Origin of the sequence: Noviherbaspirillum sp., from assembly GCF_035654295.1 — a bacterium.
Lineage (GTDB): Bacteria > Pseudomonadota > Gammaproteobacteria > Burkholderiales > Burkholderiaceae_D > Noviherbaspirillum.
Map to the genome: position 1 here is coordinate 1 of NZ_DASRXF010000154.1, position 16,365 is coordinate 16,365.

10 protein-coding genes are annotated in these 16,365 nt (G+C 65.8%); 9 read left to right on the plus strand and 1 reads right to left on the minus strand.

The genetic code is table 11. The features are described 5' to 3' along the window. The 6 genes from VFF99_RS15415 to treY form a co-directional block, all read left to right on the plus strand. The coding region (locus tag VFF99_RS15415; protein ID WP_325019409.1) for a putative maltokinase at nt 1–2,481 on the plus strand (2,481 nt) is incomplete at its 5' end. Then, entirely contained in the window at nt 2,474–4,744 is a 2,271-nt protein-coding gene (gene glgB, locus VFF99_RS15420) for a 1,4-alpha-glucan branching protein GlgB (protein ID WP_325019411.1), read from the plus strand. The genes VFF99_RS15415 and glgB, both read left to right, overlap by 8 nt. Next, nucleotides 4,732–6,843, plus strand: a complete 2,112-nt coding sequence (gene glgX, locus VFF99_RS15425) for a glycogen debranching protein GlgX (RefSeq protein ID WP_325019413.1) — start codon at nt 4,732–4,734, stop codon at nt 6,841–6,843. The genes glgB and glgX overlap by 13 nt, the downstream gene beginning before the upstream one ends. After that, on the plus strand, nt 6,830–8,620 hold the full coding sequence (gene treZ / locus VFF99_RS15430) for a malto-oligosyltrehalose trehalohydrolase (RefSeq protein ID WP_325019414.1): 1,791 nt from the start codon (nt 6,830–6,832) through the stop codon (nt 8,618–8,620). The genes glgX and treZ overlap by 14 nt, the downstream gene beginning before the upstream one ends. Continuing rightward, complete coding sequence (malQ, locus tag VFF99_RS15435) at nt 8,617–10,719, plus strand: 4-alpha-glucanotransferase (RefSeq protein WP_325019416.1); 2,103 nt, start codon at nt 8,617–8,619, stop codon at nt 10,717–10,719. Before treZ ends, malQ begins: the two co-directional genes overlap by 4 nt. Before the next feature lies 1 nt (nt 10,720). Further along, nucleotides 10,721–13,516, plus strand: coding sequence for a malto-oligosyltrehalose synthase (gene treY, locus VFF99_RS15440; protein WP_325019418.1), 2,796 nt, complete (start codon nt 10,721–10,723; stop codon nt 13,514–13,516). Nucleotides 13,517–13,681: 165 nt separating this feature from the next. Here treY and VFF99_RS15445 read toward each other — a convergent pair whose 3' ends face one another. Beyond that, nucleotides 13,682–14,344, minus strand: a complete 663-nt coding sequence (locus tag VFF99_RS15445) for a DsbA family protein (RefSeq protein ID WP_325019420.1) — start codon at nt 14,342–14,344, stop codon at nt 13,682–13,684. A 372-nt stretch (nt 14,345–14,716) separates the two neighbouring features. Here VFF99_RS15445 and VFF99_RS15450 point away from each other — a divergent pair, with 372 nt between their 5' ends. The 3 genes from VFF99_RS15450 to VFF99_RS15460 are packed head-to-tail and all read left to right on the plus strand — an operon-like array spanning nt 14,717 to nt 16,363. Continuing rightward, on the plus strand, nt 14,717–14,944 hold the full coding sequence (locus tag VFF99_RS15450) for a hypothetical protein (protein ID WP_325019422.1): 228 nt from the start codon (nt 14,717–14,719) through the stop codon (nt 14,942–14,944). A 10-nt stretch (nt 14,945–14,954) separates the two neighbouring features. Continuing rightward, the gene (locus tag VFF99_RS15455; RefSeq protein ID WP_325019424.1) at nt 14,955–15,530 is read left to right on the plus strand and encodes a DUF2062 domain-containing protein; all 576 of its coding nucleotides are present in this window, start codon (nt 14,955–14,957) and stop codon (nt 15,528–15,530) included. Beyond that, complete coding sequence (locus VFF99_RS15460) at nt 15,527–16,363, plus strand: GGDEF domain-containing protein (protein WP_325019426.1); 837 nt, start codon at nt 15,527–15,529, stop codon at nt 16,361–16,363. The genes VFF99_RS15455 and VFF99_RS15460 overlap by 4 nt, the downstream gene beginning before the upstream one ends. Nucleotides 16,364–16,365: the final 2 nt, after the last annotated feature.

The window sequence follows — 16,365 nt, forward strand, 5'->3', positions numbered from 1 at the left end:
CAGGAAGACCGTTTCCCGATCGCCGACATCCTGCGCCAGACGCCGGAAATCCCGGACGCCTGCCAGTGGGCGATCTTCCTGCGCAACCATGACGAGCTGACGCTGGAAATGGTGACCGACAAGGAGCGCGATTACCTCTGGAACTACTACGCCTCGGAAAAGCGTGCCCGCATCAACCTCGGCATCCGCCGCCGCCTGGCGCCGCTGCTGGAACGCGACCGCCGCCGCACCGAACTGCTGAACAGCTTCCTGCTCTCCATGCCGGGCACGCCCGTCATTTATTACGGCGACGAGATCGGCATGGGCGACAACATCCACCTCGGCGACCGCGACGGCGTGCGCACGCCGATGCAATGGACGTCCGATCGCAACGGCGGCTTTTCGCGTGCCGATCCCGCGCGGCTGGTGCTGCCGCCCATCCAGGACCCGATCTACGGTTTCCAGGCGGTCAACGTGGAAGCACAGAGCGCCGATCCTTACTCGATGCTCAACTGGATGCGCCGCCTGCTCTCGGTGCGCAAGCAGCATTGCGCGTTCAGCCGCGGCAAGTTCACGCTGCTGTACCCGGCCAATCGCCGCATCCTCGCCTACATGCGCGAGTACGAATGCGACGGGGAAACCGAAACCATCCTTTGCGTGACCAATGTCTCGCGCTCGGCGCAGGCGGTCGAACTCGACCTGTCGAGCTATGCCAGCCGGGTGCCGATCGAGATGCTCGGCGGCTCCGCCTTCCCGCCGATCGGCAAACTGCCTTACCTGCTGACGCTGCCGCCGTACGGCTTCTACTGGTTCCTGCTCGCGCCCGAAGAGCGTATGCCCCCCTGGCACGTCCCGGGCCCGGAGCCGCTGCCCGAACTGGCGACCCTGGTTTTGCGCAACGGCATCGCCGAAGTGCTGGAAACCCCGCGCCGCAATATCCTGGAGAACGAGGCGCTGCCGGTCTACCTGCCCAAGCGGCGCTGGTATGCCGGCAAGCAGGAAAAACTGAAGACCGCGCGCATCGCGCTCGCCACCTTGCTGCCGGGCGCGACGGCCCGTCCGCATGTGATGCCGTCGATGCTGGCGGAAGTCGAAACCGTGACGACCGGCGGCACCAACCGTTACCTGCTGCCGCTGGGCTATATCCGGGAGGAAGACATCGTCACCGCGATGCCGCAGCAGCTCGCGCTCGCCCGCGCGCGGCGCGGCCGCTACGTGGGCCTGCTCACCGATGCCTGGGTGCTCGATTCCTTCTCCTTCGTGATCATCGAACAGCTGCGGGCACGCGCAAAGCTGCCCTCGGGCGACGGTGAGGTGCACTTCCTGCCCACCGGGAAAATCGACGCCGTGGAACTGAGCGCCGAACCCCCGATCCGGCGGCTGTCGGCCGAGCAGTCGAACAGCTCGCTGATCATCGAGGACAAGCTGGTGTTGAAGGTGATCCGCCGTCTCTTGCCAGGCGTGCATCCGGAAGCGGAGATGGGGCGCTACCTCACCTCGCTCGGCTATGCCAATGCGCCGTGCATGTACGGCGAAGTCACGCGCATCGCCACCGACGGCACGCGCTACACCATGATCATGGTGCAGGAATTCATCCATAACCAGGGCGATGCCTGGGAATGGGTGCTGGACACGCTGGCCCGCTGGGTGCAGCAGGTGGCGATTCCCGAGCCGGCGGCCGCGGCGGAAACGACCCAGGATATTTCGCATCCGCAGGACGAAATGCTCAGCCTGGCGAGCAACCTCGGCAAGCGCCTGGGCGAGATGCACACCGCGCTCTCGTCCGCAAGCGACAACCCGGACTTCGCGCCCGAAGTGGCGACTGCGGACGACGCCGAGCTGTGGGCGCAGTGCGCCCGCAAGCAGCTCGAAGCTGCCTTCACCGCCCTGCAAGGCAAGACCGAATGGACCAACGAAGCCGAGTCGCGCCGCGCCGCGCGCCTGCTAAGCCAGCGCGACCAGCTCCTGGACCGGCTCGATGCGCTGGCCGCCGCCGGCGTCGGCACGCTGCGCACCCGCATCCACGGCGATTTCCACCTCGGCCAGGTGCTGGTGGCGCACGGCGATGTCTACATCGTCGATTTCGAAGGCGAACCGGCCAAGCCGCTGGAGCAACGGCGCGAGAAGTCCAGCCCGCTGCGCGACGTGGCCGGGCTGCTGCGTTCGTTCGACTACGCCGCCGCCTTTGCCAACATCGCCGGGCCGGCCGATCTCGACGAAGCCGGCGAACTGCGCAAGCAGGACATCATCCGCCGCTTCGCCCCGACCTCCCAGTCCGTCTTCCTCGATGCCTATCGTGCCGCCGCCTACAACGGCGCCTTCCAGGTCTCGCCGGAGGCGGAGGGCAGCCTGCTGCAGCTGTTCGTGCTGGAAAAGGCCGCCTACGAGGTCTGTTACGAAGCGGCGAACCGGCCGACATGGCTACCGGTGCCGATGAACGGACTGGCAAAGATCGCGGATGAACTGCTAAGCGTTTCAGAAGGAGAACCGTCGAATGGTTGAGCACACCGAGGAACTGACCGTCGTCGACCAGAGGACGATCGACGCCGTCGTCCATGGACAGTTGACGGATCCGTTCGCGCTGTTCGGCCCGCACCGGGCCGGCGAGCGCATGGTGGTCCGCAGCTTCCAGCCGGGCGCGCTGGCGGTCGATGTCGTTAGCCGCGAGCCGGGCAACGATGCGGCCGGCGTGCTGCTGGAGTCGCTCTACAACGTCAACCAGACCGGGCTGTTCGTGAGCGGCGCGCCCACGCTTTCGCCCGGCCAGGATTACCTGCTGCGCATCACCTGGCCGACCGCTTCCGGCGGCGAGCATGTGCAGTACACCGAGGACCCGTACCGTTTTCCGCTGCTGCTGGGCGAGCTGGACATGCACCTGCTGCGCGAGGGCACTCACCGCGAACTGGGCCGCTGTCTCGGCGCGATCCCGATGACGATCGACGGCGTGGCCGGCACCCGCTTTGCGGTGTGGGCGCCGAACGCCCGGCGCGTGTCCGTCGTGGGCGATTTCAACCTGTGGGACGGACGGCGCCATCCGATGCGGCTGCGCTTCGAGGCCGGCGTGTGGGAACTGTTCATCCCGCGCCTGCGCAGCGGTGCGCGCTACCAGTATGAAATCGTCGGCATCGACGGCAATGTGCTGCCGCTCAAGGCCGACCCGGTCGCCCGCGCTTCCGAGATGCCGCCGTCGACAGTGTCCGTGGTGCCCTCGGACATGCCGTTCCGCTGGACCGACGATGCCTGGATGGCCAGCCGCGCGCAACGGCAGGGAGCCAACGCGCCGATGTCGATCTATGAAGTGCACGCAGGTTCCTGGCTGCGCATCCTGGAAGAAGACGGCCGCAGCCTGAACTGGCACGAGCTCGGCGATCGCCTGATTCCGTATGCCAAGGGCATGGGCTTCACGCATATCGAATTCCTGCCGGTCATGGAGCATCCGTTCGGCGGCTCCTGGGGCTATCAGCCGCTGGGCCTGTTCGCGCCGACCGCGCGCTTCGGCTCGCCGGCCGGGTTCGCCGCCTTCGTCGACCGCTGCCATGCGGAAGGCATCGGCGTCATCCTCGACTGGGTGCCGGCGCATTTCCCCTCGGATCCGCATGGGCTCGCGCGCTTCGACGGCACCGCGCTGTACGAGCACCAGGACCCGCGCGAAGGCTACCACCAGGACTGGAACACGCTCATCTACAACCTCGGCCGCAACGAAGTGTGCGCCTTCCTGATCGCCAGCGCGCTGGAATGGCTGGAGCATTTCCACGTGGACGGCCTGCGGGTGGATGCGGTGGCGTCCATGCTGTACCGCGACTACAGCCGCAAGGCCGGCGAATGGGTGCCCAATGTCCACGGCGGACGCGAAAACCTGGAAGCCGTCGCCTTCCTGCGCAACCTGAACCAGGTCGTTGCGCAGCGCTGCCCCGGCGCGCTGATGATCGCCGAGGAATCCACCGCCTGGCCGGGCGTTTCCGCGCCGGTGGAAGAGGGCGGCCTGGGATTCACGCACAAGTGGAACATGGGATGGATGCACGACACGCTGCGCTACATGAGCACCGATCCGATCCACCGCCGGCACCATCACCACGACCTGACCTTCGGGCTGATCTATGCGTTCTCGGAACGCTTCATCCTGCCGATCTCGCATGACGAGGTGGTGCACGGCAAGGGCTCGCTGCTCAACAAGATGCCCGGCGACGGCTGGCAGAAAATGGCCAACTTGCGCGCCTATCTCGCCTTCATGTGGACCCATCCCGGCAAGAAACTGCTGTTCATGGGCTGCGAGATCGCCCAGCCGCTGGAATGGAACCACGACGGCTCGCCCGACTGGAGCCTGCTCGACAACCCGCCGCATCGCGGCATGCAACGCCTGCTGCGCGACCTGAACCGGCTGTATGCGGCCGAACCCGCGCTGCACCGGCTCGATCACAGCCCCGAGGGCTTTGCCTGGGTGATCGGCGACGACAGCAGCAACAGCGTGTTCGCATATCTGCGGCGAGGCGAGCAGGGTGACCCGCCTCTGCTGGTGGTGATGAACATGACGCCGGTGCCGCGCGAGCAATACCGCGTCGGCGTCCCGGAAGGCGGCAGCTGGACCGAAGTGCTCAACAGCGACGCCACGGTCTACGGCGGAAGCGGCAAGGGCAGCGGCAAGGGCAGCGACGAGCGCATCGACGCCGATGCCGAGCCCGCGCACGGCATGGAGCAGTCGCTCATGCTGCGGCTGCCGCCGCTCGCGACGGTCGTGCTCAAACCCTTGCGCACATGGCGCCGCTGAGCCTGCCGCTTGCCCCCGTCCAGCCGGGGTCGCCGTACCCGCTGGGAGCCACCTACGACGGTATCGGTACCAACTTTGCCGTTTTCTCCGCGAATGCGGCAAAGATGGAGATCTGCTTCTTCGACCCGGCGGGAAAGCACGAAGTCGCGCGCTGTTCCCTGCCGCACTGTACCAATGAGATCTGGCACGGCTACATCCCCGGCGTGCATCCAGGCGCGCTGTACGGTTACCGTGCCTACGGCCCGTACCAGCCGGAGAGCGGCCACCGCTTCAATCCAAACAAACTGCTGCTCGATCCCTACGCGCGCCAATTGCACGGGCATGTGCGCTGGGCCGACAGCCTGTACGGCTACCGCATCAACTCGCCGCGCACCGACCTGTCCTTCGACCACCGCGACAGCGCGCCATCGATGCCCAAGTGCGTGGTGACGGAATCGACGTTCAACTGGCACGGCGACCGCCATCCCCAGGTGCCGTGGGAAAAGACCGTCATCTACGAGACGCACGTACGCGGCCTGACCATGCGCCTGGACAAGGTGCCCGAGCAGGAGCGCGGCACCTTCGCCGGCCTCGCCAATCCCTGGGTCATCGACTATCTCGTGCGCCTGGGCGTGACGGCGGTGGAGCTGCTGCCCGTGCATGCGATCCTGCATGATCGCCGGCTGGTCAACCAGGGCCTCCTCAACTACTGGGGATACAACACGCTCAATTTCTTCACGCCCGAGCCGCGCTACCTGTCCACCGGATCGCCGGATGAAATGCGGCATGCGGTACGCGCCTTGCATGCGGCAGGCATCGAGGTGATCCTGGACGTGGTCTACAACCACACCTGCGAAGAAAGCGAGCTCGGTCCCACGCTGTGTTTCCGCGGCCTGGACAACGCCAGCTACTACCGGCTCGACCGCGACTATCCGCGCCACCACGTCAACGATACCGGCTGCGGCAACACGGTGAACATGTCGCATCCGCGCGTGATCCAGATGGTGATGGATTCGCTGCGCTATTGGGTGCAGGAATTCCACGTCGACGGTTTCCGCTTCGACCTCGGGGCAACGCTGGGCCGGGAAAGCTACGGCTTCGACCCCGGCTCCGGCTTCTTCGACGCGCTGCTGCAAGACCCGGTGCTGGCCCCGAGAAAGCTGATTTCCGAGCCCTGGGACGTCGGCCCCGGCGGCTACCAGGTCGGCAACCATCCGCCCGGGCTGGCCGAATGGAACGACCGCTTCCGCGACGACGTGCGCCGCTTCTGGCGCGGCGATTCCGGCGTGCGCGGCGCCATCGCGAGCCGGCTGATGGGCTCGGCCGACCTGTTCAACCACCGGAGGCGGCGTTCCTGGTCCTCGGTGAACTTCGTCACCGCGCACGACGGCTTCACGCTGCAGGACCTGGTGAGCTACAGCCGCAAGCACAACGAAGCCAACCTGGAAGACAACCGCGACGGCAGCAATGAAAACCGCAGCGCCAACTGGGGCGTGGAAGGGCCCACCGACGATCCCAAGGTCCGCGCCACGCGCCAAAAGGTCAAGCGGGCCATGCTGATGACGCTACTGTTTTCGCACGGCACGCCGATGCTGCTGGGCGGCGACGAATTCGGGCGCACGCAGCAGGGCAACAACAATCCGTATTGCCAGGATTCGGAAATTTCCTGGTTCGACTGGAGTCTCATCGACACCGGCGAAGGCAAGACCTTGCTTGAGTTCACCCGCCGCTGCATCGCCGCCCGCCGTATCCTGCCGCGGCTGCGCAGCACGCGTTTCCTGGCGGCCAACCTGCGCACGCTGCATCGGATTCCGGAAATCAGCTGGTTCGACGAAACCGGCGCCGAAATGACGCAGGAGCGCTGGCATTTCAGCGAAGGCCGCCTGCTGGCGCTGCGGCGCATCGGCCAGGAACTGCGGGCAGGTCAGCTCTCCGCCTCCTTGCTGCTGCTCAACGCCTTTTCGATGGATCGCGAATTCATCCTGCCCAAGCCGGACATGCCATGGACGATCGCGGTGGATGCCGCCGATCCGGAGGCCGACGGCATGCCCGTCGAAGGCAGGCTCATCGTTTCCGCACACAGTGCGGTCTTACTGGTTACCGACAATGTCATCATTTAACCCATCCTTCGGCGCCCGCCTGCTGGCGCCCGACCGCACCCTTTTCCGCCTGTGGGCGCCGGGCAGGGAAGCGGTCAGCGTCGAGATCGAGAGCATGCCGCCCGTTCCCATGAACCGGCTCGCCGACGGCTGGTTCGAGGCCGAGGCCGCTGCCGGCGCCGGCGCACGCTACAAGTTCCGCATTTCCGGCGATCTCGCCGTGCCCGATCCCGCATCACGCGCCCAGGCCGGCGACGTGCACGATGCCAGCGTCGTCTGCAATCCGGACAGCTACCAGTGGAAGCGCAAGGACTGGACCGGACGGCCCTGGCATGAAACCGTGCTGGTTGAATTGCACGCCGGCGCGCTGGGCGGCTTCGAGGGCGTGATGCAGCAATTGCCTGCGCTGGCCGACCTTGGCATCACGGCGATCGAACTCATGCCCGTGGCCGACTTCCCCGGTCCGCGCAACTGGGGCTACGACGGTGTGCTGCCGTACGCGCCTGACGCCGCCTACGGCACGCCGGACCAGCTCAAGGCCCTGGTCGACGCCGCGCACGAGCTGGACATGATGGTCTTCCTCGATGTGGTCTACAACCATTTCGGGCCGGACGGCAATTACCTCGGCACCTACGCACCGCAGTTTTTCCGGGACGACATCCATACGCCCTGGGGGCAGGCGATCGATTTCCGGCAACGGCCGGTACGCGACTTCTTTATCGAGAACGCGATCTACTGGCTGGACGAATTCCGTTTCGACGGCCTGCGCTTCGACGCTGTGCATGCCATCAGCGACAAGGACTGGCTGGTTGAAATGGCGCAGCGTATCCGGGCCGCGATGCCGCCCGGCCGCCATGTGCACCTGGTGCTGGAAAATGACGACAACAGCGCCCGCCTGCTGGAACGCGCACCATCGCATCTGTACGACGCGCAATGGAACGACGACATGCACCACATCCTGCATGTGATGCTCACCGGCGAGCGCGAAGGCTATTACGCGGGCTACATCAACCAGTGGGCGGAAAAGCTGGCGCGCGGGCTGTCGGAAGGCTTCATCTACCAGGGCGAAGCCTCGCTGTATGCAGGCGGCGCGCCGCGCGGCGAGCCGAGCGGACACCTGCCGCCGACATCCTTTGTGATGTTCCTGCAAAACCATGACCAGATCGGCAACCGCGCCTTCGGCGAACGGCTGACGGCGCTGGCGAATCCGCATGCGCTGCGGGCGGCGATGGCGCTGCAACTGCTGTCGCCGCACATCCCGATGCTGTTCATGGGCGAGGAGGTCGGTGCAACGCAGCCCTTCCTGTATTTCACCAGCCACCTCACGCAGGAACTGGCGGACGCGGTGCGCAACGGACGCCGCCAGGAATTCGCCCGCTTCGCGGCCTTTTCCGACCCGGGGCAGCGTGAGCGGATTCCGGACCCGAACGCCGAAGAGACCTTCCAGCAGTCGATCCCGCAAGCCGATCCGACGGTGGCCCAATCGTGGCGCGAATGGATCGCCTCCCTGCTGGCGATCCGCCGCACGCACATCGTGCCCCGCCTCGAAGGCGCGGCGTCGCTCGGCACGGAAATCATCGCCCCCGCCGCGGTGAAGGCGCGCTGGCGGATGGGCGACGGAAAAGTGCTGATGCTGGCGATCAACCTTGGGACCTCCGGTGTCACTATCGCCTATGACCGTCTGGCCGACGGGCAGGGCGGAACCCTTCTTTTCGCGACGGACGGCGTGGAGGACGCGATCACACGCAACGAACTTCCCGGCCGTGCCTTCCTCGCTGTGCTGGAGCCTTCCGCATGAACGATGAACACATCCTGAACCTGGCGCGGGCCGCAGGCCTGGCGCATGAATGGACCAACGCCTTCGGCCAGCCGATGCGCGTCGCACCGGACGCGCTGCGGCGCATCCTCGAACGGCTTGGCTTCCCCTGTGCAAGCGAGGACGACTGCCGGGCCAGCCATGCGCGGCTGGCGCAGCTCAATGGCGGCGGTGGACTGCCGCCTCTGTTTACGAGCGTGGCCGGCCGTCCGCTGCACCTGCCGCCGGCGCCGCATCTCGCCGGGCAGGCGTGGCGCATCGAACTGGAATCCGGCCGCCACCTCGACGGCCGCCTGCCCGCCGATACCTCGCACGGCGTGGAGCTGCCCGCCATCGACCATTACGGCTACCACACCCTGCGTGTCGGCGGCCACGTCACCACGCTGGCCATCGCGCCGCCGAAATGTTTCGGCGTGGCCGACGCGCTTCGCCGGCCCGACGAGCAGCCACGGTTGTGGGGCCTGGGCGTGCAGCTCTATTCGCTGCGCAGGCCGGGCGACGGCGGGATCGGCGATTTTTCCGCCTTGTCCGCGCTGGCCCGTTCCGCCGCGGCGCATGGCGCATCCGCCCTCGCCATCAGTCCGGTGCACGCGATGTTCAGCGCCGACGTCAACCGCTTCAGCCCCTACGGCCCGTCGAGCCGGCTGTTCCTCAACGCGCAGCACATCGACCCCGCCGCGGTGCTCGGACGCGATGCCATGCTGGCCGAACTGGCCGCCCTGGGACCGGACGTACCCGCCCGCTATGCGGCAATGGAAGAGGCGGAACTGATCGACTGGCCCGGCTCGGCCCAGATCCGCTTGGCGCTGTTGCGGCGCCTGCATGACCGGATGCTGGCCGCCGGCGGGAACCGTGACTTCGATGACTTCCGCCAGCACGGCGGCGAGGCGCTGCAGGACCATGCGCGCTTTGAAGCGCTCCACGGCTGGCAACTCGCCAACGGCGAAAGCGGTTACTGGAAGGAATGGCCGGAAGGTTTGCGCGATCCGCGCGGCGCGGCCGTCGCCGACTTTGCGCGGCATCACGAGGCGGAGGTGCGTTTCCACGAATTCCTGCAGTGGCAGGCCGCGCGCGGACTCGGCGGCGCGCAGAAAGCCGCCCGCGATGCCGGCATGCCGATCGGCCTCATCACCGACCTCGCCGTGGGCGCGGACAACGGCGGCAGCCAGGCATGGAGCCGGCAGGCAGAGATCATCAACGGCCTCTCGGTCGGCGCGCCGCCGGATGTCCTCAACACACGCGGCCAGAGCTGGGGCCTGGGCGCATTCTCGCCGCACGCGATGAAAGCCAAGGGATTCGGCGCCTACATCGAGATGCTGCGCGCCATCTTCGCCTACGCCGGCGGCGCACGCATCGATCATGTGCTCGGCCTGAACCGCCTGTGGCTGGTGCCGGACGGCGAATCGCCGGAACACGGCGCCTACCTGCAATACCCGGTGCACGACCTGATGCGTCTGATCGCGCTGGAATCCTGGCGCAACCGCGCCATCGTGATCGGCGAAGACCTTGGCACGGTGCCCGAGGGCTACGACCAGTTGCTGGCGCAGGCCGGCCTGCTCGGCATCCGCGTGCTCCTGTTCCAGCAGCACCACGGCCGCTTCTTCCGGCCGGACGAATGGCCCGCCCACGCCATCGCCACCACCACGACGCATGACCTGCCGACCATTGCCGGCTGGTGGCAGGGGCGCGACATCGCCTGGCGCACCCGGCTCGACCTGCACATGCCCGGCCAGACCGAAAGCGACGCGCTGCACGACCGCACCCGCGAACGATCATCCCTCTGGCAGGCGCTGGCAGGGGCGGGGTGCGCGCAGGGCGAGATGCCGCCGTCCGATGAAGCCGGCCGCGTGGTCGACGCCGCCGCCGGCTTCATCGCCGCCACGCCGGCGCCGCTGGCCATGCTGCCGGTGGAAGATGCGCTCGGTCTGCCGGAACAGCCCAACCTGCCGGGCACCATCGATACCCACCCCAACTGGCGCCGTCGCCTGCCGCAGCCGGTGGACAGCGTGCTGGACCAGGCCGAGGTGCGTGCGCGGCTGGAGTCCATGAACAAGACACGTTCCGCGAAAGGAAACCGCTGACATGGCCATCCCGCGCGCAACCGCCAGACTGCAACTGCACAAGGATTTCAACTTCGACCAGGCTGCCGAAGTAGTGCCGTATTACGCGGCGCTGGGCATCAGCCATCTCTATTCCTCGCCCATCCTCACCGCCCGCAGCGGCTCGACGCATGGCTACGACATCGTCGATCCGACCCGTATCAATCCCGAGCTCGGCGGCGAGGAGGGCCTGCGCCGGCTGGTGGCGCGCGTACGCGAGCACGGCATGGGCCTGATCCTCGACATCGTGCCCAACCACATGGGCGTGGGCCCGGAAAACCCGTGGTGGCAGCATGTGCTGGAGTGGGGCGAGGGCAGTCCCTACGCCCGCTGGTTCGACATCGACTGGAGTCCGGCCGACGAAACCCTGCGCGGCAAGGTGCTCGCGCCATTCCTCGGCAAACCCTACGGCGATGCGATCGCCGACGGTGAAATCACGCTCCAGTTCGACGACACGCGCGGCAAGTTCTTCATTGCCTATTACGGGCACCGCTTCCCGGTATCGCCCTCGGAATACGCCGGCATCCTGCACGCCGCCGGCTCCGAGCGGCTCGCTTCCGCCATTGCCACTTTCGAGGAAAAAGCGGGCGAGGGCGGCGCCATCACCCAGCACAACGCCGACATCGGCTCCGGACTGCTGCGCGATGCCGGCATGACGCCCGAAGGCCGCGCCGGCATCGAACAGGCGCTGGCCGGCTTTTCCGCCGCCTCACCACAAGGGCTGGAAGCCTTGCATGCGCTGCTCGAGCGGCAGCACTACCGGCTTTCCTGGTGGCGCTGCGCCGCGGACAGCATCAACTGGCGGCGCTTCTTCGAAGTGACCGACCTTGCCGGCGTGCGGGTCGAACAGGACGACGTCTTCGAAGCCACGCACGCCATGATCTTCCGCCTTTACACAGAAGGCCTGATCGACGGCGTGCGCATCGACCACGTGGACGGCCTCGCCGACCCCGGCGCCTACTGCCGCAAGCTGCGCCGCCGCCTGCAAGCCCTGAGCTCGCAGCGCCCGCCCGAGCTGGCGCCCGCGCCGGCCTATATCGTCGTCGAAAAAATCCTCGCCCATCGCGAGCATTTGCGACAGAACTGGGAAATCGACGGCACCAGCGGCTACGACTTCATGGACCGGGTCGGCGCCTTGCTGCACGATCCAGCCGGCGACGCGCCGCTGGCCGACATGTGGCGCGCGCTGACCGGTCACGACCTCGACTTCCAGGCCGAAGTGCGGCAAGCCCGCCGCCAGCTGCTGGCCAACAACCTGGCGGGAGAATTCGAGGCGGCCGCCCGTGCCCTCCATGCCGTGGCCCGCACCGACCTGCGCACCCGCGATTTTTCGCTGGGCGCGATCCGCCGGGTGTTTACCGAATTGCTGGTGCATTTCCCGGTCTACCGCACCTATGCCGACGCCAACGGCCGCGACGAGCTGGACCAGGAGGTCATCGACAGGGCGCTGGAACAGGCTCGGCAAAGCGTCGACCGCACCGAGACCCCGCTGCTGGACGTGCTCGCCCACTGGCTGGGCGGCGATGCGCCCCGCGACGCCGCCAATCCCCGCGTGCGCCACCTGCACCAGCGCGCCATCACCCGCTTCCAGCAGCTCACCCCGCCGCTGGCCGCGAAATCGGTGGAAGACACGGCGTTCTACCGCTACGGCCGGCTGCTTTCCCGCAACGAAGTCGGCTCGGACCCCAGCCAGTTCGCCTGCAGCCCGGAGGAATTCCACGCGGCCAACATGGAACGCGCCGCGTACTTTCCGAATTCCATGCTGGCCACCGCCACCCACGACCACAAGCGCGGCGAGGACGTGCGCGCCCGGATTGCCGCGCTGAGCGAAATCCCGTCGGAATGGAACACCATGGTCACGCGCTGGATGCAGCTCAACGCCGCGCTGCACAGCGAAACAGCGGGAGAGGGCGGAGCCGTCTCGGCCCCCCAGCCCGCCGACGAGCTGATGCTGTACCAGATGCTGGCCGGCGCCTGGCCGATCGGCCTGCAGCCGGGCGACAGGGAGGGTGTGCGTGCCTTCGCCGAACGGCTGGAACAATGGCAGACCAAGGCGCTGCGCGAAGCCAAGCAGGTCAGCGGCTGGGTGCTGCCGAACGAAGAATACGAGCAAGCCTGCCGCCGTTTCCTGTACGGCATCCTCGATGTCAGCCCGGAAAACCGCTTCCTGGCCGAACTCGCCGCCTGCGTCGACAGCCTGACGCCGGCGGGCGTCGTCAACAGCCTGGCCCAGACCATGCTGCGCATGACCTCGCCCGGCGTGCCGGACCTGTACCAGGGAACCGATTTCTGGGACTTCAGCCTGGTCGATCCGGACAACCGGCGTCCCGTCGACTACGCCAGCCGCATGCATGGCCTGGAGGACGGGGCGCCCGCGATCGGCATCGATGGCTGGCAGGACGGGCGCGTGAAGCAGCAGATCATCCGGCGCACCTTGCAGGCGCGCGCGCAAGACCCGGAACTGTTCGCCCGCGGTGAATACGTCCCGCTCGAACTGACCGGGCCGCTGGCCGGGCACGCCGTCGCCTTTGCCCGGCGGCTGCCGGACCGCACCGCCATCGTCGTCACGACGCACCTGCCGGTCCGCATCCTCGCCCAGGACGGCACGCCCATCGTCCCGGTGGCGCGCTGGCAGGACACGGCGGTACAAATCCCCGGCGTGGCGGATTCGACATGGAAGGAGATCTACTCCGGCCTGCGCGTGAAGATCGGGGCCGGAAAGCTGATGCTCGCCGAAGCGCTGGCACATCTACCTGTTGCGATATTGATGGAAGGTTAAATATCACGGAAATACAATCACTTGCGTGATCTATCGCATCTAGTGCGCGAACTTTTCGCTGCTTCGCAGGAAATCGCCAGGAAGGATGCCGATATCCGTTTTTAATCAGTGAGATACGTTATTCTTTTCAAAAAGCCTGTTTAAAGCTTTCCTTCACGCGCCGGACTAACCAGAAACAGCCTTGTCCATCGATTCGGCGACAAGCTTCTTCAAGGACTCGACGCCGGGTCGCGGCAAACGCTTTCCGTTCACGAAGAACACCGCCGGCTCCTTCACCACCATGCGTGCCGTATCCCCCTTGTCCCGGCGAATGGTCAGGAAAACATCCCTTGAGGCGGCATCGGCCCGGGCGCGCGGCATATCCAGTCCAATATCCAGGTTCTCGACGACTTTCCAGGCCGCGTCCGGACGGATTTCGTCCTTCTTCACCCATACCGGCTGCGCGTGCAGCAAGCCTTCCAGCACTTCCCAGAACTTGCCTTGCCTGCGCGCCGCCTCGAGGATCTCCAGCACTTTGTCCATATCACCCACGACAACAGCGCTTCGCACGGTCAGGCGGATCCGGTCCGGGTCGGCCTCGCGCATTTCCCTGACCAGCGGGTAGAAGACCCGGCAGATTTCGGACGCCGGATCCATGAATATGACGATATGCACCGGCGCATCGGCGCGGCCGACGGACGGCGTATAAAAGCGCACCAGGGCATCCCGCTTCCTCGCCCAGCCGTCGGCCTCAACCCTGGCCGGCACGTTCTGCGCCAGGTAATCGGCGCCCGTGAAGGCGATGAGCAAAACCAACATCGTCCTGACAATAAACTGCAACTGCGACATGAGTTCACCTGGTGATCTGGATAGCAAAGCGCGGATGGCGGCAGGCGCGGCAGGTGCGGCAGAAGGAAAGGCAGCCCTTTTTCGCATCGATCTCCGCCGGTCAGCCCTTATGTGGCGACGTGCAGCCGGCCGAAGCGGGCAGAACTAAAACTGCGACTTGTTGAAGAAGTAGAACTCCCGTCAACGTCCAACGTTTGTACGATTTTTGTAAAGTGAAGTCTAAGGAAATGTTGAAAAATTAGTTCTAGATTTCGGGACCAGATGCCGATCGAGAGCGCCCTCAGGTTCGCTATTCCCGACTGGAAAAGCGTGATACCAAAAACTTGGTGGAAATGGCGCTGTCCAACCGGGGCGTTTTCGACGGAGGCCGACATGAGTTTGAGTGAAACCCAGGGTTCGATCTGGAAAATGGTGACCCATGTGTACAACCAGTGGGATCCGGAGGGGACGCAATTGATGCCGGAACCGGAATTGCAGAAACTCCTGCCTGCCGTTCCCGAGGACGTCCTGGACGATACGCTTGAGCGCGCTGCGCAGGAGCAGCTTGCCGAACTGGGGACCGTCGGCGACGATCGGGCGTTCCGTCCATTGCTGCAGTAGTACAGCGGTAATGCAGTTCCAGCGTTTCATGCGGCGCTTGCCGACTGCGGAGAGCTTGCGTGACAAGCCCTTCCTCAAGCCATTCGCGCCTTACCTGCATCATCACTTTCTGTGGCAATTCAATCGCCGTTCAGTCGCGGGAGGTGTGGCAACGGGCTTGTTCTTCGGCATCCTGGTACCGTTCGCCCAAATATTTCTCGCGGCAATCGCGGCGATCTTCCTGCGTGTCAACCTGCCGGTGGCGGCGTTGTGCACCCTGGTGTCCAATCCACTGACCTTTCCTCCGATCTATTATCTCGCGTACCGGCTGGGGGACGTCCTGACCGGAAGTGAACCCATCCCTTCGGAAACGGCAATCGACGCCGAAGTCGAACATGCGATGGCTGTGCAACAGGGCGAAGTCGACGGCTGGATACCGCAACTGGCTGAGTGGCTGCACAGTGTCGGCTTTCCCCTCATGACCGGCCTGGCCGTCCTTGCGGCTTCGGCTGCGATCGTCGGCTACGTGGGCGTAAGCGCGCTCTGGCACCTCCACGTACGATTGAGCTGGATGCGACGCAGGCAGCGCGGCGTGCGCCAGCCATGAGATTTGCAGCAATACCGCACGTCTCTCCCGATCGGGCGATTCTCGCCGGATTCCTCGGCACTGGCCTTGTGGCGGTGCTCGATGCGGCGGCCGGGTTCGAAATCAGCCTGTTGATCGTGCACATCATCCCTGTGCTGATCGTGACCTGGTTTGCGGGAGCCCGGTGGGGGTACTTCTTTGCCGCCCTGATGGCCACGATCTCGGCGCTGACGATTGCAGACGCGGCTCCGTTTCTCAGCAACCTGGCGTACCGTTACCTCGATCTTGTCAGCGATTTCGCCGCCATATCGGTGATGGTGTATGTCCAGGCGAAGCTGCGCGAGTCCTATGATGTGGTGCGTCGTCAATCGAAAACCGATGCGCTGACCGGCTGCCTGAACAAGGCCGGGTTCCGCGAACAGCTGCAAACCGAGATTGATCGCCATCGCCGCTATGACCACCCGTTCTCGCTCGCCTATTTCGACTGCGACAACTTCAAGCAGGTCAACGACACGCTCGGCCATCATGCCGGGGATTTGTTACTTGCGGAAATCGGGCGGGTGCTCCGGGCGGAACTGCGCAACGTCGACGCGGTGGGACGTCTGGGCGGCGACGAGTTCGCGGTCCTGCTGCGCGAGACGGCGGCGGATGCGGCAGAACATGCCGCGAGCTTCATGAAACGCGGCCTCGACACAGCGATGCGTCAGCATGATTGGCCTGTGGGCTTCAGCATCGGCATCGTCTGTTTCAATGAATCGCCGCAGGATGCGGACAAGGCGCTTGCCGCAGCCGACGCGGTGATGTACGAGGTCAAGCGGCAAGGAAAGAACGGCATCCTGCTGCGCCCGCATTGAAA

Coding starts and splice junctions, on each gene's coding strand:
- VFF99_RS15450 (WP_325019422.1), top strand. CDS start 14,717: ATGAGTTTGAGTGAAACCCAGGGTTCGATCTGGAAAATGGTGACCCAT.
- glgX (WP_325019413.1), top strand. CDS start 4,732: ATGGCGCCGCTGAGCCTGCCGCTTGCCCCCGTCCAGCCGGGGTCGCCG.
- VFF99_RS15445 (WP_325019420.1), bottom strand. CDS start 14,344: ATGTCGCAGTTGCAGTTTATTGTCAGGACGATGTTGGTTTTGCTCATC.
- VFF99_RS15455 (WP_325019424.1), top strand. CDS start 14,955: ATGCAGTTCCAGCGTTTCATGCGGCGCTTGCCGACTGCGGAGAGCTTG.
- malQ (WP_325019416.1), top strand. CDS start 8,617: ATGAACGATGAACACATCCTGAACCTGGCGCGGGCCGCAGGCCTGGCG.
- VFF99_RS15460 (WP_325019426.1), top strand. CDS start 15,527: ATGAGATTTGCAGCAATACCGCACGTCTCTCCCGATCGGGCGATTCTC.
- treY (WP_325019418.1), top strand. CDS start 10,721: ATGGCCATCCCGCGCGCAACCGCCAGACTGCAACTGCACAAGGATTTC.
- treZ (WP_325019414.1), top strand. CDS start 6,830: ATGTCATCATTTAACCCATCCTTCGGCGCCCGCCTGCTGGCGCCCGAC.
- glgB (WP_325019411.1), top strand. CDS start 2,474: ATGGTTGAGCACACCGAGGAACTGACCGTCGTCGACCAGAGGACGATC.